Raw genomic sequence first — 18,655 nt, 5'->3', positions numbered from 1 at the left:
ATGACCACTAACCCTGGGGTCAGGACATGAGCCGTGCCTGGCAGGTCGTGTTGGGGTCTCCGGTCAACCGGCGGGACATACTCAGCATTGTCCGGACATGCCGGGAAGAGGTGGGCCGGACGTTCAACAAGCAATATGAGAGTGCCATCAGCCGGTTTCTTGTCGATGCATCGGTCGGTCGGATCTACCTGATTGATGTGCGTGGTAACCCAGCGGGATATGCCAGCGTGTCGTTTCAGCAATCTGTTTCGTGGGGAGGTCGGCTTGCGGTACTGGAGGAGCTCCAGTTGCTGAAAGCCTATGAAGGGCAGGGGCTTGCCCAGCGGGTTCTCCGGGCAATCATTGGCGACTTGGAAAACTTCGGTCCGGACGTGGTGGTCGCCTATGTAAAGGAAGATGATCCGCTCGCAGCCGTGTACGAAATCGAAGGGTTTTCCGGGACCGCTCTCATTCGGTATTCCGATCAGGAAAGTGACGATAGCTGCTAAGAGTCGCTCCAAATTGGTCTTGCGGGACGGACTGCGTCAGTTGTGCCTCTCGCGAATGGATCTCCAGAGCTTTACTGTGTGAATTGCCGCTTGGGGGTGATTTTCATTTGCGCAGCCGGTAAAGCTGCGGGAAATCAAACGCGGACTCGGCGGAATTCTTAACGCGCGAAACGTCAATCAGGGACCACACCATGTTCTTTTCCACCCGGGATACCGGCCCGGTTGCAGATGCGGTCAAGCAGCATTGGGTTGATACTCGCCTGCCTGCGGGTTTGCGCCCTTACGCCCGTTTGGCCCGCTGGGAACGGCCGATCGGCTGGTGGCTGTTGCTTTGGCCTTGCTGGTGGTCTGCAGCGCTTGCGGCAATCGCGGCGGGCAACAGCTGGCCGAATCCCTGGCACATGCTCTTGTTCCTGATCGGTGCCGTTGCAATGCGCGGTGCTGGATGCACCTACAATGACATTGTGGACGTTGATATCGATGCCCAGGTGGAGCGGACGCGCTCCCGGCCCATCCCTGCCGGGCAAGTGAGCAAACGTCAGGCGAAGATATTTCTAGTGGTCCAGGCGCTGGTCGGCCTGCTGGTCCTCGTGCAATTCAACAGCTTCTCGATTGCGCTAGGCATCGCATCGCTGATCCCGGTGGCGATTTATCCGTTTATGAAACGGATCACCAACTGGCCGCAGCTGTTCCTGGGGTTCGCGTTTTCCTGGGGCGCGTTGATGGGCTGGGCGGCTGTTTTTGGAGAGCTGTCCCTGGCGCCAATCCTTCTCTACGTTGGCGGGATATGCTGGACCATCGGCTATGACACGATCTATGCCCATCAGGATAAGGAAGATGACGCCTTGGTTGGTGTGAAGTCGACAGCTCGTCTGTTTGGCGATCGCACCCGGCTTGCACTGATCGTGCTCTACGCTCTGGCATCTTTGCTTTTTGCCCTTGCTGCAGCCTTGGCCGATGCCGGACCGGCTGCCTTTCTTGGCATTCTTCTGGGCGCGATCCATCTTGGCTGGCAGATCGTCATCATCGATATTGATGACGGGGATCAGTGTCTCCAGCTGTTCCGATCCAACAAGATCTACGGCTGGATCCTGTTTATCGGCTTCACAGCAGATGCTTTGATTTCAGGGATGTTCGCCTGACGGGAAATCGAAAGGCGTAGGGTCAGTCCCGCGCGATGATCTCGCGTTCGTGAGCGTAACTCGCAGACACTGTGCCAAGTGATCCTGTTTGCCGGCGATTCAGGAAGCGCGGGCGGCGGCCGGTCAGGAGACGCAGTTTCCGGCGTGGTGCTGGGGCAGCAGCCGGGTTGGCTTGAAAAGCTTCAATCGGTTTGACGGCACCACCGAGATCACACACCAGCATGGGCAACGACAAGACTTGCGCCCAGCGGCTCCAATGCGTTGCCAGCTCGTCGGATGAATGTGTTTCCACCAGTGTGATAGACAGAGCACTGTCCGGGTGCTTCAGGATCAAACTGGCGAGGATCTCTCCCGGCGTATTACCTGGAACAATGCGCACCATCACGCCGTCAAAACCATGCATCGGAACAACGATTGTGACTGGCAGACCGCCAACACGGCGCTTGATGATTGCTTTTTCGCGATCAAGAAAGATATCGGCCGGAAGGGAGGTTGTTCCTGGCCGGGCTTCCAGGCGTTGCTGGAACTGGATTGGGAGGCAACCGGGATGCAGCACCTGCTCGGTGCCGATCCCGGCCGCTTGTGTCATCTGTTGTTCTGTTTGACGCTTCACTGTGACTTCTCCACCGGGCCTTTTGGCCTCTTGATGAAGTTACTCTACACACCGAAGAGTCGTGATCTGCTTAAGAGACACGGTTAAAAAACTGTGATTTTAAAGAGGGTTACTGGAGTGTAACGAGCCCGCTAACACTCTGTTGAGCATAATGGCTTGGCAAGAGCAGCATGCAGCCCCAATTTCCATGCAAATCGGTTTTCGTTCCGCCGCACACCATTAGTTATCCTCCAACGGTTGCGGCTCTATCATCCGGAGCGTAAACAACAGCCCAACATAAGGCGGTATGCCAACACTAAGGCGGTATGAATGTCCGAATTGATTGATCAAGCTGAACTCCAATCCCGAGCCGAACGTTTGGTTGCTGCAGCTCGCAATGCAGGCGCAGACGCTTGCGATGCCATTGCAGTCACTGGTGTCTCTCTGGGCGTTGAAGTCCGGGACGGCAAGGTTGAAGAGACCGAACGTGCCGAGGGGGATGACGTCACGCTGCGGGTTTTTGTTGGAAAACGCAGTGCAGCTGTGTCGGCCAATCAGTTGGACAATCCGTCAGATCTTGCGGAACGCGCTGTCGCCATGGCCAAGGTGGCGCCGGAAGATCCCTTCGCGGGCCTTGCTGATCCGGACTTGCTGGTTAAGCAGCTACCGGAGCTGGAGCTCTTGGACGGCAAACAACTGTCGGCCGACGAACTCACCAACATAGCGCTTGAAGCAGAAGCTGCGGGCCTCAGCGTGGAGGGGGTCAGCAAATCCGGTGGTGCATCGGCATCCTGGCGCCTTGCCGGTGTCGTGATGGCTACCAGCCATGGATTTCAGGGGTCATATCTTTCTTCTCGTTTCGGCATGTCCATGACGGCGGTGGCCGGTGATGGCACAGCGATGGAGCGTGACTACGATTTTGACAGCCGGACATTCTTTGAAGATCTCGACGCACCCGCTGATATTGGCCGCCGGGCCGGGGAGCGGGCTGTTCGCCGATTAAACCCGGACAAGCTGTCCACCCGCACCACCAACGTGGTTTATGAAGCGCGGGCGGCCCGCAGCATCCTTGGACATCTGGTCGGCGCGATAAACGGAGCGTCGGTTGCGCGGAAGACCAGCTTTCTTATGGATCAGATGGGAGAGGCGGTTTTGGCTCCCGGCCTGACGGTTGTTGACGACCCGTTCAAGCGCCGCGGCGCGGCGACCCGCCCGTTCGACGGTGAGGGAACCGAGGCGAGCGTTCTGAATATGGTTGAAGATGGTGTCTTGCAACACTGGTATTTGGATGGGGCTTCGGCACGAGAGCTCGGTTTGACCCCGAACGGCCGTGCCCGGCGCGCAGGCAGTGGCACGTCTCCGGGCTCCACAAACGTGACCTTGATGCCGGGAGAAAAGTCTCTGGAAGAGTTGATGGCGGACGCGGGCGACGGCCTTCTTGTGACGGATCTGATCGGTCACGGAGTAAACGGCCTCACCGGAGATTATTCGCGCGGAGCTGCCGGATTCTGGTTCGAAAACGGCAAGATCGTCAGACCCGTCAGCGAAATAACGATCGCAGGCAATTTGAAGGACATGTTCAAGCGTATGGTGCCCGGCAGCGATCTGGACAACCGCTATGCAGCTGCGGCCCCTTCAATCATGATTGAAGGAATGGCCCTTGCCGGGAATTGATGCTGCTGCCTTTGAAGCAGACCTGAAGCTTTTGGAAGATGCGGCGCTGGAGGCCGGTGAGCTGGCGCTGACCTATTTCGGCCGCGATCCCGAAACCTGGTTCAAGGGAAATAAGTCTCCGGTCTCGGAGGCTGACATCGCCGTCGACCGTTTTCTTGGTGAAACCTTGCGCGCGGCCCGGCCGGACTACGGCTGGCTGTCGGAAGAAACCGCTGACGATCCGATCCGGCTGCAGCATGACCGCGTGTTCATCGTGGATCCGATTGATGGAACCCGCGCTTTCCTGGCGGGCGGTGATGAGTGGACTGTATCCGTCGCAGTTGTCGACAATGGGCGGCCTGTTGCGGGCGCGGTCTATTGTCCAAGACGGAACGAAATGTTCCTTGCGGCAAAAGGCAGTGGGGCGTCCTTGAACAAGGATGAGATAGCGGTCTCGAACAGAACCGAAACGTCAGGAGCCCTGTTAACCGGGCCCTATTCGATTACCGCCAACAAAGACGTTCAAGCGGCCGGATTTGAGGCAACGGATGTGTTGCGGTCTCTTGCTTACCGGCTCGCCATGGTGGCCTGTGGCCGGGTGGATGTCGGAGCGGCACGGGGTGGGCCAAGCGATTGGGATCTTGCAGCCGCCGATCTTTTGGTGCAGGAAGCTGGCGGAACCCTGACCGATCTGTCGGGTGAGCAACTGCTTTACAATCGCGCGAAGACGCGCCATCCCGCACTTGTTGCAGCCCCTGTGCAACTGAGCGGGCCGGTGCGCAACGTTCTGGGAAAGCTGATTGCTTAAAGCCTCGAGGATCCAGGCAAACAAGGACTGTTCATGAGCGATATAGAAGCACCGAAACAACTCCTGCATCTGGTCTTCGGCGGCGAACTGGAAAGTCCCGACGGTCTGACATTCCGCGATCTGGATGAACTGGACATCGTCGGGATCTATCCGAACTATGCGGAGGCTTACACGGCTTGGAAAGCCAAGGCGCAGGCCACCGTCGACAATGCGCATATGCGCTATTTCATTGTGCACATGCACCGCTTGCTGGATCCTGACACGGCCAGCTGACGGCGCCGCTCCATACCTGGGCAAACAGAAAAATGCTAAAACGCATCGGCCGACATCCGCTTGTTCTTTCGGCAATCGGCTCCCTGCTCGCTGGATATTTGAAGCTGGTTTATTATACGAACCGCTTTACCATCGAACCTGTGACCATCCATGAAGACACGGACAAGGACCTGCCCGTGATCGTGGCCATGTGGCACGGACAGCATTTCATGGTGCCGTTCGCCAAACCATCGCATTGGCCGGCCAAGGTGATGATCTCCAAATCTGCGGACGGCGAGATCAATGCGATTGCGGCCCGGAAGCTGGGCATGGGATTGATCCGGGCCTCTGGCGGGCGGACTGCGCACCAAATCAAGAAACGCGGTGGCATGCGTGGGTTTATTGAGGCGGTAAGGGCCCTGAAGGACGGATACTCCATTGCAATGACAGCCGATGTTCCGAAAGGGCCCGCTCGGCACTCCGGGGCCGGGATTGTGCAGCTCGCCAAACACTCCGGTCGTCCGATTTTGCCGGTCGCAGTGGCCACGAGCCGCAGCATCGAGCTGAACAGCTGGGACAAGGCGAGTGTCAACTTGCCTTTTGGCCGCGGCGGCATTGTGGGCGGTGACCTGATCTGGGTGCCGTCCGACACGGATGATGAAGCTTTGGAAGCCTACCGCCAGAAGGTGGAAGACGGACTGAACACGGCAACACGCCGGGTCTACGAGCTTGTCGGAAGGCCGAATGGCTGAGCGGCGCCCCATCGCCCTGACGCTTTACCGGGCCCTTGGACGGGCATTGACGCCACTTCTGCATCTTTTGTTCCGGCGGCGCGCCGCAAACGGCAAAGAAATCGAAAGCCGTAAGGGGGAGCGCTTCGGTGGTCCTGGAGTGCCGCGGCCAAAGGGATCACTTGTTTGGATCCACGCTGCCAGCGTCGGCGAAACCATGTCTGTATTGCCGCTGATCGAACAGCTCGCACGCGACGGCCACTCGGTGCTTTTGACCAGTGTTACGGTAACGGCTGCTGAACTCGCCGAAAAGCGGTTGCCGGAAGCGTGTATTCATCAGTTCACGCCGTATGACACGCCGGGATGCGTTTCGAACTTTTTGGATCATTGGCGGCCCGATCTGGCCATGGTGGTGGAATCCGAGATTTGGCCCTGCATGTTCGACGAGGTGCATCAACGTGGTATCCCGTTTGCACTTCTGAATGGACGGATGTCGGAGAGCTCGTCGCGCAACTGGATGAAAGCCCCGAAAACTTCTAGCTACATCTTCAAGTGTCTCGATCTGGTTTTGGCGCAAAGTGATGCAGACAAGGAGCGGTTCTTAAAGCTCGGATGCCGGCACGTCGAAATGCCGGGCAATTTAAAGTTCGATGCGTCAGAACCAGCTGCTGATGAAGAAGACCGCCGTCACCTTGCCGATCAAATCGGCGATCGCCCGGTCTGGATGGCGGCCCTGACGCATCCGGGCGAAGATGAAATAGCGTTGAAGGCGCATGCGCGTCTTCTTGAAGAACATCCGGACCTGCTTTTGCTCCTTGTTCCCCGCCACCCGGCCCGCGCAGATGATGTGGCAGCACTTGTCAGTGAACGTGGCCACGTGATGGCCCGGCGGAGCTGCGGCGATCCGGTGACCGCCGAAACCGGGGTCTATTTAGGTGACACGCTCGGCGAAATGGGTTTGTTCTATAGACTGGCGCCAGTCACATTTCTCGGGGGCTCTTTCAACGACGCCGGTGGACACAATCCTGTCGAAGCCGTGCTTTTGGGGTCGGCTCTGGTTACAGGGCCGAAAGTCGCCAACGCCAGAGCCGTTTACAAGGACCTCTGGGAACACGGCGCCGCTCTAAAGGCCGCGGAGCCCGCTGAGCTTGCCGCGGAAGTCGCCCGCCTCATGGAGCACCCTGATATCCGCAAGGAGCAGGTCGACCGGGCGATGAACCTGGTCATCAAGGGACGCGGCGCCTTGACACGGACAGCTGACTTGCTGAAGCCAATGCTTTCAGAAACATCTCGGGCCGACACCATGGAGAGGGGCGATGGGCAAGGCGCCTGATTTCTGGTGGACACCCAATCGCAGCGCGGCTGCGCTCGCGCTTGCCCCTTTTGGCTGGATCTACGGCCTCATCGCTGGCCGCCGGATGGTGCAGCATTCAAAAGCAAAAAGCGCATTGCCGGTTATCTGCATCGGTAATTTTGTGACCGGTGGAACCGGCAAGACCCCTTTTGCGCTCCGCTTGGCAGACCGATTGCTCAAGGAAGGGCACACGCCCGGCTTTTTGTTGCGCGGCTATGGCGGGCGTCTCAAAGGGCCTGTGCTTGTTGATCCGGCACGACACACTGCGGCGGACGTTGGCGACGAAGCGCTGATGTTGGCTCAAGCCGGGCCAACAGTGATTTCTGCAGACCGTCCGGCCGGAGCTGAATTGCTGGAAAAGCAGCCGGTCGACATGATCCTGATGGACGATGGTTTCCAGAACCCGTCTTTGCACAAGGATCTCAGCTTGGTCCTGGTGGACTGCGCGACCGGCTTTGGCAATGGTCTGTGTTTTCCAGCCGGACCGTTACGTGCGCCAGCGGAAAAACAGATCGTCAAGGCCAACTGCCTGGTCCTGGTCGGTGATGGCGAACGGGCTTCGGAAGCCGTACATTTGGCGGGGCGGCGCGGGCTGCCGATTCTGCATGCTTATATCGTTCCTGAAACAAACGATGCTCTCTCGGATCAAAAGCTATTGGCCTTTGCGGGCATCGGCCGGCCTCAGAAGTTTTTTAAGACCCTCACCGATCTCGGTCACAAGGTGGCAAGGACACGGGAGTTTGCCGATCACCATGATTTCAGCGAAGCAGATGCCCGGGAACTGTTGACGGAGTCCGATCGGGACGGGCTGCAACTCGTTACCACGGCCAAGGACATGGCGCGCATCACCACACAGCGCGGCGAAATCTTCCATTGGCTCGCTGCCAAGACTGAAGTTCTAGATGTGCAAATGGAGATCCCGGAGGAAGACCGGCTGGTGTCCCTGATCAAGGATTGCCTGAGAAACCGCGCTTTCAGGTCCTAAACCGGCAAAACGGTTTAGTTTTTACCCTGCGTTTCCAGGTAGCGTTTCATGGACGCGTGAGCGTCGACATAGGGTTCTTGAAGTTCAACCGACCAGTATTTCAGCTCATCCAGCGGGATCGCGGTGCCCGTCACGGCGCAGCGCACGAAGGTTCCCGGCGTCTCAACCTGATAATCTCCATCGAGATACCGGATGCGGGCTTCGCTTGGGATGCGCGGATTTTCGTAGCGGTTCATTGTAGCCTGATGCTTTTGTTCCGGACGTTTAGCGTCCTCATGGGCCTCTTTATGGCACATTGGGCGGGTTCGGCAAGTCCGGTCCGGTTTGCAAAGGCGATGTCACCTAGAAAATTGGCGCTGTGCGGGCATCCGGCGCGATCGTGTAACGGCACCTGGACATAACAACGGTCTCGTCTGGAAGATCGTCCCGGACCCGGCCCATTTCCGGTTCACGGGCAACCTGACAGGCGTCCATATCCTCCCAATACTCTCGGGTGGCGGACAGATCCTCACAGATCAGCAGATTGGGCTGACACGCGACCAGGTGGAGGGCGATCAAAACGCCGTTCATGACCTTGCAGATCCCGTCTTCCGATCAGGTGCTTGGATTTTTGAAAAACAGACGCGGACCACGTTATCGGCAGTTTCAGATGAAAGGGGCGGACCAGAGACAGGCCCTGTCTTGGCCAAGGCCTCGGCAAGCCGCGGATGCAAGCCATCTCCACGGGCTGTGGCAAAGGAGTTGAATGCAATTAAGCTGGACGGCAGCCGCCATCTGGTCTGATCAGTCATGAGCAAGCCTCTTTGCTGCGGGGAGGCCGCAGTCGATTTTTCAGGATTTTTGGAAGGTCTGGCTTGGGTCTTCGGAAGATGCCCAGCTGGATCAGTGGCAGGAAATCATCCGCACTTAAATATGAGTATTACAGTCATATTAAAATGATGCCAAGTGGATTTCTGCGCTTTTGGGGTGATTTGCCTCGCCAAATCCCTATGTTGTTGTCAAGAAGACATACATGCCGCCCGGTTTTCAGCTCAGTCTGGTATCTCGCAGCGGCACTGGATCAACAAGGAAACTCTGATGGCTCTGTCCAGTTCTGATCTGATTGAAACATCCGGCCTGGGTTTGGAAACAGCCAGACGCATCACCAAGGAAGCGCTTGCGAACGCCGATGATGGCGAGCTCTTTGTCGAATACCGCCAGACCGAGGGCCTCGTTTTTGACAACGGCCGTCTGAAAGGTGCCAACTATGACACGGCACAAGGGTTCGGTTTGCGGGCGGTGGCCGGAGAAGCGGCCGGTTATGCCCATGCAGGGGACATCTCAGAGGCGGCCCTAAAACGTGCGGCCGATGCAGTGAGCGCGGTGTCGAAAGGCTATTCCGGGACCTATGCCGCTGCCCCGGCGCGCACCAACCTGTCGCTCTATACAGATGCCAACCCGTTGGGCGGTCCAAGCTTTGAAGACAAGGTCAAACTACTTCAGGAAATCGATGCCTATGCACGGGCAAAGGACCCGCGCGTGCGCCAGGTTTCCGCATCGCTCGCCGGGTCATGGCAAGTGGTGGAGATCCTGCGCGCCGACGGGCATCTTGTGCGGGATGTCCGCCCGATGGTGCGCCTCAGCATTTCCGTCGTTGCGGGCAATGATGACCGCCAGGAAAGCGGCTCTTACGGGTGCGGCGGCCGGGAAGGGTTCGAGCGGTTCATCACGGCAGAGAATTGGCAGGGCGGTGTCGATGAAGCGCTGCGCCAGGCGCTGGTCAATCTGGATGCCATTCCGGCCCCGGCGGGTGAGATGGATGTTGTCCTTGGACCAGGCTGGCCGGGCATTTTGCTGCACGAAGCCGTAGGTCACGGCTTGGAAGGCGACTTCAACCGCAAGAAAACCTCGGCCTTTGCGGGCCTGATGGGTGAGCGGGTGGCGTCACCTGGTGTGACGATCGTCGATGACGGAACGATCCCGGATCGCCGTGGTTCTCTGTCGGTCGATGATGAAGGCACGCCAGCGGCCCGGACGACCCTCATCGAGGACGGTATTTTGACCGGTTACATGCAGGACCGCCAGAATGCCCGATTGATGGGAATGGAGCCGACGGGCAATGGCCGAAGGCAGTCTTATGCCCACATCCCGATGCCGCGCATGACCAATACCGTCATGATGAACGGAGATAAGGATCCGGAAGAAATTCTAGCTTCCGTGAAGGACGGAATTTACGCGGTCGCCTTCGGCGGCGGCCAAGTGGATATTACGTCCGGAAAGTTCGTTTTCTCCTGCACGGAGGCCTACAAGGTCGAAAACGGCAAGGTCGGCGCGCCGGTCAAGGGTGCCATGCTGATCGGCAACGGTCCGGATGCCCTGACCCGCGTTGAGATGATCGGCAATGACATGGAGCTTGACCCGGGCATGGGCACGTGTGGCAAGCAGGGGCAGGGCGTTCCGGTCGGTGTCGGCCAGCCCTCCATGCGCATCAATGCCATGACGGTGGGCGGGACTGCGGTGTGAGGTTTTTGAAACGCCGGGTTGCCTTTGAATGTATCTTGCTACACCGGCTAATCTCTGTGGGGGGATGGAAACTGTTTAAAGATTAATCGATGAAAGCCTGAACAAACAGTTTTTGATCCGGCAAGACATAGTATTGATTGTACCCGCTACCTGCGACGTAGCCGGTTCCGTCCTTTATTCCCTTCAGGATCGATTCTGCAGGAATATTGGAACGTCCACCGCAATCCAAAACCCCCATTATAACCGTCTCAGCAAGCGATTTCATGGGGCGCATTTCTCGCCAGTTCCTGTAAAAAACTGTCTGATGACGTGGGTTCGAATTTGATCTGCTTCTAGTGGCATTGTGAAAAAATGCCAAACCTTCAACTTTGATTCTCGACGCCGTTGCATCCGTGATCCGGATAGCGTTGACCCCGCAACTGTCAGGGATAAGGCTATGTATAAACCCAGTTTTGACATTCCGCATCAGAAGCCCGTCGGTTTCAATTGCGGATGGTAATCCTGCAACAAACCGATCGGACATCTCGATTTTTGCTCGAGCTGCTTGTTCTTTCTGCTCCCGCCAAAAAATGAAAAGGAATATAAGAGTGCCGAAAAGCAGGAAACAAACCATGATGAAATTTTTTGGTTTTCTGAAACTTCTAAACTGCATCTGAGCCGCTAAGGTTTTGAATTTATATGACTGATTGAAATGGAATTACATCCGCTCTAATGGAACGGCAGCTTGGCATTGGGGACAGAAATGAGTGACCAAATTAAGATCTGGGGGCGGATCAACTCGTCCAATGTGCGCAAGGTCCTGTGGTGCCTGGAAGAACTTGGTCTGAATTATGAGCAGATTGACGCCGGTGGGGCCTTTGGCGTCGTTGATACGCCTGATTATCTCGCGCTGAACCCGAATGGCCGCATTCCCTGCCTTCAGGACGGCGATTTCACGATGTTTGAGTCCAACGCCATCTGCCGCTACCTGGCCAGAACCTATGGCACTGCGCCGTTTCTCTTAGACGATCCGAGGGAATGGGCGCTGGCGGATCAGTGGATGGATTGGACGACGTTTTCGTTCGGAATGCCGTTCAGAAACCTGTTCTGGAATCTGGTCCGAACGGCCCCGGAAGACAGGGACGAGGCGGCCATTACGCATGGTATCGAGCATTGTTCCGCCCAGTTTGCCGTCGTGGATACACTGCTGAAAGATCAGCCTTTCTTATCGGGTGCCGCATGCGGGGTCGGCGATATCCCGCTTGGGTGCCTTGCCTATGCCTGGTTCAATATGGACTTTAAGCGTCCTGATCAGCCGAATCTTGCGGCTTGGTACAAACGACTGACCGAGCGTCCGGCCTACCAGAAGGGTGTCATGAGCCCGCTCACCTGACCGCTTATCTGAGAGCAGGAAATGGTCGGATGATTTCTTGGCGGCACGGTATTGCTTTAGACGCTGTCTGCCTTGGCCTATCTCAATGTTTGTTTCTGACAAATCGCTAGCATGTTTAGGAATCTTTCGAGATTTCCGCCGTTTAATTCGGTAAGATGAAACACCAGGCTGGGGGCCGGAGAGAGCATGGCTGCAGAAAGTGCGCCTCCCTTATTTGCTGAAGCGATAATCTTTCTGTCGGCAACCGTTGTGGCGGTGCCGATCGCGAAGCGTCTCGGCCTCGGCTCTGTGGTGGGCTATTTGGCGGCCGGCGCTGCAATCGGGCCGCACGGCCTTCAGCTTCTGGGCTCCGGCGAGGACGTGCTGCACGTCGCCGAGCTCGGCGTCGTCCTGCTGTTGTTTGTCATTGGCCTTGAACTGGATCCCCAAAAACTCTGGCGCATGAAGCGTGACATTTTCGGCCTTGGCACGGCGCAGGTGATGTTGACCGGCTTCTGCCTCTTCGGTTTTGCGCAGCTCGCCGGCATGGGCCAATCAGCGGCCCTCGTCGCGGGCTTTGGATTGGCGCTGTCCTCAACGGCCTTTGCACTACAGATCTTGCAGGAGCGCGGCCAGCTTTCATCAGAATATGGTCAGCGAGCTTTTGGTATCTTGCTGTTGCAGGACATTGCCATCGTCCCGCTCTTGGCCATGGTTGCTATTTTGGCACCCGGAGAGGGCCCGTCAACGACCGCGGAAATTGTGCAGGAAGTGCTGCTCGTTTTGTCTGCAGTGGCAGCGGTGATTCTGACCGGGCGATACCTGATTTCACCGGTCTTCTTGCTGCTCGCCGCGACGCGGGCCCGCGAGGTCATGCTGTCCGCGGCCCTGTTGGTCGCGCTCGGCAGCGCCGGGATCATGCACACGGTCGGCCTGTCGATGGCGTTGGGCGCGTTTTTGGCCGGCGTGCTTCTTGCGGAATCGAGTTTCCGTCACACACTGGAAGCCGATATCGAACCCTTCCGATCGCTCCTTATGGGTCTTTTCTTCGTCGCCGTCGGTATGTCGCTCGATTTTTCACTGGTCATGGCGAACTGGGCTTACATCGCGGGCGGAGTGTGCGTGGTCATGGTGGTTAAGGGGCTTTTCTTGTGGGGGCTGTCACGGGGGACCGGATCCAGCAACTCCGATGCCATGCGTATCGCCGTGACCCTGCCTCAGGGCGGTGAATTTGCGTTTGTCCTGTTCACCGCGGCCGTGGTGAATTCGATCTTCGACTATGAAACCGCCAACCTGTTGAATGCGATTGTCATTCTGACAATGCTTTTAACCCCGGTTGCCTGTCTGGGGTTGGATGTGCTGGCCACGCGGGCCAAAGCGCGGGGTGTTGAGAACCCGTCCATTGAAACATTCGATGAGGCAACGCCAACGGTACTTGTCGTCGGTTTCGGCCGGTTCGGTATGGTCGTTGCGCAAATCCTTACCTCGGAAGGCCTTGAGATCACCGCGATCGACAACCGGCCGGACCGGATCGCCTATGCACGGAAGCAAGGCTACAGGGTCTATTATGGCGATGCCACGCGCGCAGATGTTTTGGAGGCGGCAGGCGCTGGCGATGCGGCGCTTGTCGCCATGTGCATTGAAAACGACAAGGTGATGGCGCAGTCGATCGAGATGATCCGCGAGGATTTTCCCAAAGCGCTCATCTTCTGCCGCGCGACTGACCGGGCGCATGCCATGGACCTCACCAAACAGGGCGTTGACTTCCAGATCCGTGAAACGTTCGAATCGAGTGTAGTGTTTGGCCGGGCTGCCCTGGAGGCTCTTGGAACGCCGCTCGATCGAATAGATCAGATCGAGGAAGATGTGCGGTATCGCGACGAACAGCGTCTGGCCGAACAACTGTCCGGTGGCATGTATGCCGGTTCGGACAAACTGCACCGGGTGACCCCGCGCAGGACGGCCGAGGCGACCAACCCGGACGCTGCAGCAGAATAAAAAAGGCGCCTGATGAGGGCGCCTTTTCGATCACAGATCAAGTGTGCATTAGGGCAGGGCGTCAAAGCCTGCAGAGAACCCATTCAACGAGATCGGAATACCGATCCCTTCTTCGGGTGTCTGGAAAATAATGAAAGTCGCTTGGGAACCGGACTTCAGTTGGTTCAGAAGCTCGTCTTCCAGAATCACTTCCGCAATACAGCCGTTGGGCAAGCAGCGGACGAAACCCGCCCGTCCGATGTCGTTGCCGTCAACCTTCAGGCCGAGGCCGGAGGGTAGCAACACGCCGAGCGGTGCCAAAACCCGCAAGATGCGGGCCTGCTTGTCGGCCGTCCGCAAAATGATGACCGACAATCCAACGTTCTCACGATCGGCAGCGGTCACGTTCTGGATCAGCGCACATTGCTCGCTGGCGGCGCCTGGGGGCGTGTCGCAGCGCATTTGCCAATCGCCGTGATTGGCGCGGATTTCGCCTTGGGCGCTGGCCGGTTGCAGGCTGTGCGCAAATGCGGTTAAGCCGATCACGGCGGCAGCCGCCAGTTTCGGCAATGTGGAGAGAAGCGAGCGGCTACGGCGCTGCTGCGGCAACTGGGTCGACAAGAATTCCTCCAGTCGTTCGTGGTCAGATCCGCACAGCGCACGTTTAAAAACGTGCTGACCGCAGCGAATCAGGAGTGTTTTCCGGCCAGACATTGCCGCATGAATGCGGACGATTCCAGTCACCGCCGGTGCAAAGCTCTTGGATAGTCGGTTTTTTTGTCGAAAATCCGCCTGTCCTTGATCTCTCTCAATTGGAAAAAAATCCGAGCTACTTGTGAAATCGCGCAAATTTCGTTGCAGCGCAGGGCGTCTTGTGGTTTTTGTGCGGCCAAAAGGGGCCGATGAAAAGATGCGGCAGATCGCCGCCCTAGCCGATTGGTAGCATCGCTCTTTAACCGCGGATGTGGTTATATCCGGCAATCCTTATCAGGACGACCGGGTCTGGAACCGGCAGTTTAAGCTTGCGGAGTTCCGGCAAGCCTATTACTGCGGCACTTAGGTATTCGACCGGGCAGGGTCCGGAATTTAGCATGCGCCGCCATTTGGGCGGCTGAGGGAAGGGAGCGCGGACGTGAAGGCAGTCTTCAAGCGTCTCATGAATTTGGTCACGATGGCGACCGCATTCGCCGGTGTTTCGACAGCGGCATTGGCAGCAGAACCTGGGTTCAACAACTGGCAGCTCGGGTTTCAGGCTTCAACCAGCGATGTGATGGACGACATCACCTGGTTCAACAACTTCACTCTCATCATCATTACGGTCATCACGCTGTTTGTTTTGGCGCTGCTGATCTACTGCGTTGTAAAGTTCAGCGCCAAGAACAATCCGGTGCCGTCCCGCACGTCGCACAACACGACGATCGAGATCGTCTGGACCGTTGTGCCGATCCTGATCCTCGTCATTATTGCGATCCCGTCTTTCCGGTTGCTCTACAAGCAGCTTGAGATCCCGGAATACGACATGACGGTCAAGGCTATCGGTTATCAGTGGTACTGGGGTTACGAGTACACTGATGAAAACATGGGTGAGCTCTACTTCGACTCCATCATGGTTCAGGATGCTGACCGTCAGGCCGTCGCAGACGCGCGCGGTGTGTCCATCGACGAAGTGCCGCGCCTGCTCGCAGTCGACTACGATCTGGTTATCCCTGTTGATACGACAGTGCGCCTTCAGGTCACCTCTGAAGATGTCATCCACGCATTCGCAATGCCGACATGGGGCGTCAAAATCGACGCGATCCCGGGCCGCTTGAACGAGACCTGGTTCCACGCCCGCGAAGAGGGCGTCTACTACGGTCAGTGTTCGGAGCTTTGCGGCAAGGACCATGCCTTCATGCCGATCGCAGTCCGTGTGGTCTCTGCGGATCAGTTCCAGCAGTGGGCTTCTGCAGCGCAAGACGATCTGGACGTTGCCAACGAGCAGCTGATGGCCTCCATCGCGGAAGCCAAGAAACTCGCCGCACAGGGCGATCTGGACGAAATCTCCGTCGCCGCGAAGTAACGCGGCGGCGAGCCTATTTGGCGATTGCGCGCGATTTGACACGCAGCGCCGCTGAAAACGACTAAAGAGGGAGCCCAAAATGGCTGCGACCGAAGCACATGCGGCACATGACCATCCTTACGGATGGCGCCGCTGGGTCTATTCGACCAACCACAAAGACATCGGCCTGATGTATTTGTACTTTGCGATTTTCGCTGGGATTATCGGCGGCGCTCTGTCCGTCGGTATCCGGATGGAATTGCAAGAGCCGGGCATGCAGATCTTTGCAAATGCTCACACCTTCAACGTGTTCACCACGTCCCACGGTCTGATCATGATCTTCTTCATGGTCATGCCGGCCATGATCGGTGGGTATGCCAACTACTTTGTGCCGATCATGATCGGTGCGCCGGACATGGCGTTCCCGCGGATGAACAACATCTCCTTCTGGCTGCTGCCGCCGGCGTTCCTTCTGCTGATCCTCTCGCTCTTTGTTGAGGGTCCTCCGGGAGCCAACGGTGTTGGTGGGGGCTGGACGATCTATCCGCCGCTGTCCACATCTGGTCAGCCGGGCCCGGCAATGGATCTCGCGATCCTGTCCCTGCACATCGCAGGTGCCTCTTCGATCCTGGGTGCGATTAACTTCATCACGACCATTTTCAACATGCGCGCGCCGGGCATGACCCTGCACAAGATGCCGCTGTTTGCCTGGTCCGTTCTGATCACAGCCTTCTTGCTGTTGCTGTCCCTGCCGGTTCTGGCGGGTGCCATCACCATGCTTCTGACTGACCGTAACTTCGGCACGACGTTCTTCGATGCTGCAGGCGGTGGCGACCCGGTTCTGTTCCAGCACTTGTTCTGGTTCTTCGGCCACCCGGAAGTGTACATCCTGATTTTGCCGGGCTTCGGCATCATCAGCCACATCATTTCCACGTTCTCCCGTAAGCCGATTTTCGGTTACCTGGGCATGGCCTACGCCATGGTTGCGATCGGTGTTGTCGGCTTCATCGTGTGGGCCCACCACATGTACACCGTCGGCATGTCCGTTGAGACGCAGGCGTACTTCGTGGCAGCGACCATGGTGATTGCGGTCCCGACCGGGGTTAAGATCTTCTCCTGGATCGCGACCATGTGGGGCGGTTCCATCGAGTTCAAAACCCCGATGGTCTGGGCAATCGGCTTCATCTTCCTGTTCACCGTCGGTGGTGTGACAGGCGTGCAGCTGGCGAACGCTGGTCTCGACCGTGCCTTCCACGACACCTACTACGTTGTGGCTCACTTCCACTACGTTCTGTCGCTGGGTGCCGTATTCGCGATCTTCGCGGCCTGGTACTATTGGTTCCCGAAGATGTTCGGCTACATGTACAACGAGACGATCGGCAAGGCGCACTTCTGGATCACCTTCGTTGGCGTGAACCTGATCTTCTTCCCGCAGCACTTCCTTGGCCTGAACGGCATGCCGCGCCGCTATGCCGACTACCCGGACGCGCTGGCTGGCTGGAACTTCGTTTCCTCCATCGGATCGTACATCTCGGCCTTTGCTGTGCTGGTGTTCATCTACGGTATTGTCGAAGCCTTCTCCAAGAAGCGCGTTGCCGGCAACAGCCCTTGGGGTGAAGGTGCAACGACCCTGGAGTGGACCCTGTCTTCTCCGCCACCGTTCCACCAGTTCGAGACCCTGCCGCGGATCAAGTAATTCCGCGGCCGGAAGGTCTGTCCTTCCGCTCTGAACTTACGCACCGCGCCGGACACCGGCGCGGTGCGCTCTTGAAAACAACCTGTCCGGAACCGAGCTCTGAATTGGGCACCCAATCCGGCAGAAGATAAAGAATTAAGGGACGCGCCCATGTCGCTCGCAGAGCGCCAGGATTTGATGGATCAAAGCAGCACCGTTTGGAACGGTGGCGAGGGGTCAGTGAGCGACTATGTGGCGCTCCTGAAACCGCGCGTGATGTCTTTGGTGATCTTCACCGCTTTTGTCGGCATGATGTTGGCACCAGGCTCCATTCATCCTGTGCTCGGCGCCGTGGCGATCCTCTGCATAGCGATTGGCGCAGGCGCTTCCGGTGCCTTGAACATGTGGTATGACGCGGACATCGACGAAGTGATGTCGCGCACCGCAAAACGGCCGATCCCGGCAGGAAAGATCACACCAGAAGAAGCCTTCGCATTTGGCATTACACTGTCGATCGGCTCCGTCCTGACGCTCGGGCTGCTGGTCAACTGGTTTGCCGGCGCATTCCTGGCATTCACGATCGCATTCTACGTTGTCATCTACACGATGTGGCTGAAGCGCTCGACACCGCAGAACATTGTCATCGGCGGTGCGGCTGGTGCATTCCCTCCGATGGTCGGTTGGGCGTCCGTGACAGGCGGCGTCAGCTTGGAGAGCTTCGTTCTCTTCCTGATTATCTTTATGTGGACCCCGCCGCACTTTTGGGCTTTGGCGTTGTTCAAAAAAGGTGACTACGAAACGGCCGGTGTTCCGATGCTGCCGGTGGTCGCCGGTGAAACCAACACCCGCCACCAGATCCTGATCTACTCAATCCTGCTCGCGCCGATTGGCGTGGCACCATACTTCATGGGTTATGCCAGCCTGTTCTACGGTGTTGCATCCGGTCTTCTTGGACTGGCCTTCGTTGCGATGGCTGCTGACATCTGGCGCAAGCGGGAAGGCGACGTTGCGCGCAAAGCCTGCCTGCGTCTCTTCAAGTTCTCGATCTTTTATCTGTTCATGCTGTTTGCACTTCTTCTCGGCGAAAGCCTGGTAGCGGGGATCTGA

At 57.6% G+C, this 18,655-nt stretch carries 19 protein-coding genes; 14 read left to right on the top strand and 5 right to left on the bottom strand.

Annotation, left to right across the window (positions count from 1 at the left end):
* Nucleotides 1-26: 26 nt before the first annotated feature.
* Both ACQY4Z_RS07725 and ubiA read left to right on the top strand, forming a co-directional pair.
* Nucleotides 27-488 (top strand): GNAT family N-acetyltransferase, encoded by a 462-nt coding sequence (locus ACQY4Z_RS07725; protein WP_428528120.1) that lies wholly within the window; start codon nt 27-29, stop codon nt 486-488.
* Between the two features lie 191 nt (nt 489-679).
* Nucleotides 680-1,630 (top strand): 4-hydroxybenzoate octaprenyltransferase, encoded by a 951-nt coding sequence (gene ubiA, locus ACQY4Z_RS07720; protein ID WP_428528118.1) that lies wholly within the window; start codon nt 680-682, stop codon nt 1,628-1,630.
* Nucleotides 1,631-1,652: 22 nt separating this feature from the next.
* Here ubiA and ACQY4Z_RS07715 read toward each other — a convergent pair whose 3' ends face one another.
* Entirely contained in the window at nt 1,653-2,243 is a 591-nt protein-coding gene (locus tag ACQY4Z_RS07715; RefSeq protein ID WP_428528116.1) for a DUF6101 family protein, read from the bottom strand.
* Nucleotides 2,244-2,552: 309 nt separating this feature from the next.
* On the opposite strand from ACQY4Z_RS07715, the gene ACQY4Z_RS07710 reads away from it, so the two are divergent.
* Genes ACQY4Z_RS07710 through lpxK form a run of 6 tightly spaced genes read left to right on the top strand, consistent with a single transcriptional unit; the run spans nt 2,553 to nt 8,005 of the window.
* The gene (locus ACQY4Z_RS07710) at nt 2,553-3,896 is read left to right on the top strand and encodes a TldD/PmbA family protein (RefSeq protein WP_428528114.1); all 1,344 of its coding nucleotides are present in this window, start codon (nt 2,553-2,555) and stop codon (nt 3,894-3,896) included.
* Nucleotides 3,883-4,683 carry a 3'(2'),5'-bisphosphate nucleotidase CysQ gene (locus ACQY4Z_RS07705; RefSeq protein WP_428528112.1) on the top strand — a complete coding sequence of 267 codons (801 nt, stop codon included), beginning with the start codon at nt 3,883-3,885 and terminating at the stop codon, nt 4,681-4,683. The genes ACQY4Z_RS07710 and ACQY4Z_RS07705 overlap by 14 nt, the downstream gene beginning before the upstream one ends.
* A gap of 33 nt (nt 4,684-4,716) precedes the next feature.
* Complete coding sequence (locus tag ACQY4Z_RS07700) at nt 4,717-4,956, top strand: DUF4170 domain-containing protein (RefSeq protein ID WP_428528110.1); 240 nt, start codon at nt 4,717-4,719, stop codon at nt 4,954-4,956.
* Between the two features lie 32 nt (nt 4,957-4,988).
* Entirely contained in the window at nt 4,989-5,687 is a 699-nt protein-coding gene (locus tag ACQY4Z_RS07695; protein ID WP_428528108.1) for a lysophospholipid acyltransferase family protein, read from the top strand.
* Nucleotides 5,680-6,999: a 3-deoxy-D-manno-octulosonic acid transferase gene (locus ACQY4Z_RS07690; protein ID WP_428528106.1), complete on the top strand. Its 1,320-nt coding sequence runs from the start codon at nt 5,680-5,682 to the stop codon at nt 6,997-6,999. The genes ACQY4Z_RS07695 and ACQY4Z_RS07690 overlap by 8 nt, the downstream gene beginning before the upstream one ends.
* Entirely contained in the window at nt 6,983-8,005 is a 1,023-nt protein-coding gene (lpxK, locus tag ACQY4Z_RS07685; protein ID WP_428528104.1) for a tetraacyldisaccharide 4'-kinase, read from the top strand. The genes ACQY4Z_RS07690 and lpxK overlap by 17 nt, the downstream gene beginning before the upstream one ends.
* Nucleotides 8,006-8,019: 14 nt before the next feature.
* Here the strand turns inward: lpxK and ACQY4Z_RS07680 are convergent, their stop codons facing one another.
* Both ACQY4Z_RS07680 and ACQY4Z_RS07675 read right to left on the bottom strand, forming a co-directional pair.
* Entirely contained in the window at nt 8,020-8,241 is a 222-nt protein-coding gene (locus ACQY4Z_RS07680; protein ID WP_040452894.1) for a DUF2093 domain-containing protein, read from the bottom strand.
* 106 nt (nt 8,242-8,347) lie between these two features.
* Complete coding sequence (locus ACQY4Z_RS07675) at nt 8,348-8,575, bottom strand: hypothetical protein (RefSeq protein WP_428528102.1); 228 nt, start codon at nt 8,573-8,575, stop codon at nt 8,348-8,350.
* A gap of 507 nt (nt 8,576-9,082) precedes the next feature.
* On the opposite strand from ACQY4Z_RS07675, the gene tldD reads away from it, so the two are divergent.
* Nucleotides 9,083-10,507, top strand: a complete 1,425-nt coding sequence (tldD, locus tag ACQY4Z_RS07670; protein WP_428528100.1) for a metalloprotease TldD — start codon at nt 9,083-9,085, stop codon at nt 10,505-10,507.
* 82 nt (nt 10,508-10,589) lie between these two features.
* Here the strand turns inward: tldD and ACQY4Z_RS07665 are convergent, their stop codons facing one another.
* A complete protein-coding gene (locus ACQY4Z_RS07665) occupies nt 10,590-11,159 on the bottom strand; it encodes a hypothetical protein (RefSeq protein WP_428528098.1) in 570 nt (189 codons plus the stop codon).
* Nucleotides 11,160-11,249: 90 nt separating this feature from the next.
* Here ACQY4Z_RS07665 and ACQY4Z_RS07660 point away from each other — a divergent pair, with 90 nt between their 5' ends.
* On the top strand, nt 11,250-11,879 hold the full coding sequence (locus tag ACQY4Z_RS07660; protein ID WP_428528096.1) for a glutathione S-transferase family protein: 630 nt from the start codon (nt 11,250-11,252) through the stop codon (nt 11,877-11,879).
* Nucleotides 11,880-12,065: 186 nt separating this feature from the next.
* Nucleotides 12,066-13,856 (top strand): monovalent cation:proton antiporter-2 (CPA2) family protein, encoded by a 1,791-nt coding sequence (locus tag ACQY4Z_RS07655; protein ID WP_428528094.1) that lies wholly within the window; start codon nt 12,066-12,068, stop codon nt 13,854-13,856.
* 48 nt (nt 13,857-13,904) lie between these two features.
* Here ACQY4Z_RS07655 and ACQY4Z_RS07650 read toward each other — a convergent pair whose 3' ends face one another.
* Complete coding sequence (locus ACQY4Z_RS07650; protein WP_428528092.1) at nt 13,905-14,456, bottom strand: invasion associated locus B family protein; 552 nt, start codon at nt 14,454-14,456, stop codon at nt 13,905-13,907.
* A gap of 535 nt (nt 14,457-14,991) precedes the next feature.
* Here ACQY4Z_RS07650 and coxB point away from each other — a divergent pair.
* From coxB to ACQY4Z_RS07635, 3 genes are all read left to right on the top strand, one after another.
* On the top strand, nt 14,992-15,894 hold the full coding sequence (gene coxB / locus ACQY4Z_RS07645) for a cytochrome c oxidase subunit II (protein ID WP_428529484.1): 903 nt from the start codon (nt 14,992-14,994) through the stop codon (nt 15,892-15,894).
* Between the two features lie 79 nt (nt 15,895-15,973).
* Nucleotides 15,974-17,569: a cytochrome c oxidase subunit I gene (gene ctaD / locus ACQY4Z_RS07640; RefSeq protein ID WP_428528090.1), complete on the top strand. Its 1,596-nt coding sequence runs from the start codon at nt 15,974-15,976 to the stop codon at nt 17,567-17,569.
* Between the two features lie 150 nt (nt 17,570-17,719).
* Nucleotides 17,720-18,655, top strand: coding sequence for a heme o synthase (locus ACQY4Z_RS07635; RefSeq protein WP_133948355.1), 936 nt, complete (start codon nt 17,720-17,722; stop codon nt 18,653-18,655).

Origin of the sequence: Roseibium sp., from assembly GCF_965276855.1 — a bacterium.
GTDB lineage: Bacteria > Pseudomonadota > Alphaproteobacteria > Rhizobiales > Stappiaceae > Roseibium.
The sequence above is the reverse complement of the archived record's forward strand: the minus strand, read 5'-3'. Positions and strand labels throughout refer to the sequence as shown.

What these genes read in the sequence shown, in the direction of transcription:
- ACQY4Z_RS07725 (WP_428528120.1), top strand. Translation starts at nt 27, where the DNA reads ATGAGCCGTGCCTGGCAGGTCGTGTTGGGGTCTCCGGTCAACCGGCGG.
- ubiA (WP_428528118.1), top strand. Translation starts at nt 680, where the DNA reads ATGTTCTTTTCCACCCGGGATACCGGCCCGGTTGCAGATGCGGTCAAG.
- ACQY4Z_RS07710 (WP_428528114.1), top strand. Translation starts at nt 2,553, where the DNA reads ATGTCCGAATTGATTGATCAAGCTGAACTCCAATCCCGAGCCGAACGT.
- ACQY4Z_RS07700 (WP_428528110.1), top strand. Translation starts at nt 4,717, where the DNA reads ATGAGCGATATAGAAGCACCGAAACAACTCCTGCATCTGGTCTTCGGC.
- ACQY4Z_RS07695 (WP_428528108.1), top strand. Translation starts at nt 4,989, where the DNA reads ATGCTAAAACGCATCGGCCGACATCCGCTTGTTCTTTCGGCAATCGGC.
- ACQY4Z_RS07690 (WP_428528106.1), top strand. Translation starts at nt 5,680, where the DNA reads ATGGCTGAGCGGCGCCCCATCGCCCTGACGCTTTACCGGGCCCTTGGA.
- lpxK (WP_428528104.1), top strand. Translation starts at nt 6,983, where the DNA reads ATGGGCAAGGCGCCTGATTTCTGGTGGACACCCAATCGCAGCGCGGCT.
- ACQY4Z_RS07680 (WP_040452894.1), bottom strand. Translation starts at nt 8,241, where the DNA reads ATGAACCGCTACGAAAATCCGCGCATCCCAAGCGAAGCCCGCATCCGG.
- ACQY4Z_RS07675 (WP_428528102.1), bottom strand. Translation starts at nt 8,575, where the DNA reads ATGAACGGCGTTTTGATCGCCCTCCACCTGGTCGCGTGTCAGCCCAAT.
- tldD (WP_428528100.1), top strand. Translation starts at nt 9,083, where the DNA reads ATGGCTCTGTCCAGTTCTGATCTGATTGAAACATCCGGCCTGGGTTTG.
- ACQY4Z_RS07665 (WP_428528098.1), bottom strand. Translation starts at nt 11,159, where the DNA reads ATGCAGTTTAGAAGTTTCAGAAAACCAAAAAATTTCATCATGGTTTGT.
- ACQY4Z_RS07660 (WP_428528096.1), top strand. Translation starts at nt 11,250, where the DNA reads ATGAGTGACCAAATTAAGATCTGGGGGCGGATCAACTCGTCCAATGTG.
- ACQY4Z_RS07655 (WP_428528094.1), top strand. Translation starts at nt 12,066, where the DNA reads ATGGCTGCAGAAAGTGCGCCTCCCTTATTTGCTGAAGCGATAATCTTT.
- coxB (WP_428529484.1), top strand. Translation starts at nt 14,992, where the DNA reads ATGAATTTGGTCACGATGGCGACCGCATTCGCCGGTGTTTCGACAGCG.
- ctaD (WP_428528090.1), top strand. Translation starts at nt 15,974, where the DNA reads ATGGCTGCGACCGAAGCACATGCGGCACATGACCATCCTTACGGATGG.
- ACQY4Z_RS07635 (WP_133948355.1), top strand. Translation starts at nt 17,720, where the DNA reads ATGTCGCTCGCAGAGCGCCAGGATTTGATGGATCAAAGCAGCACCGTT.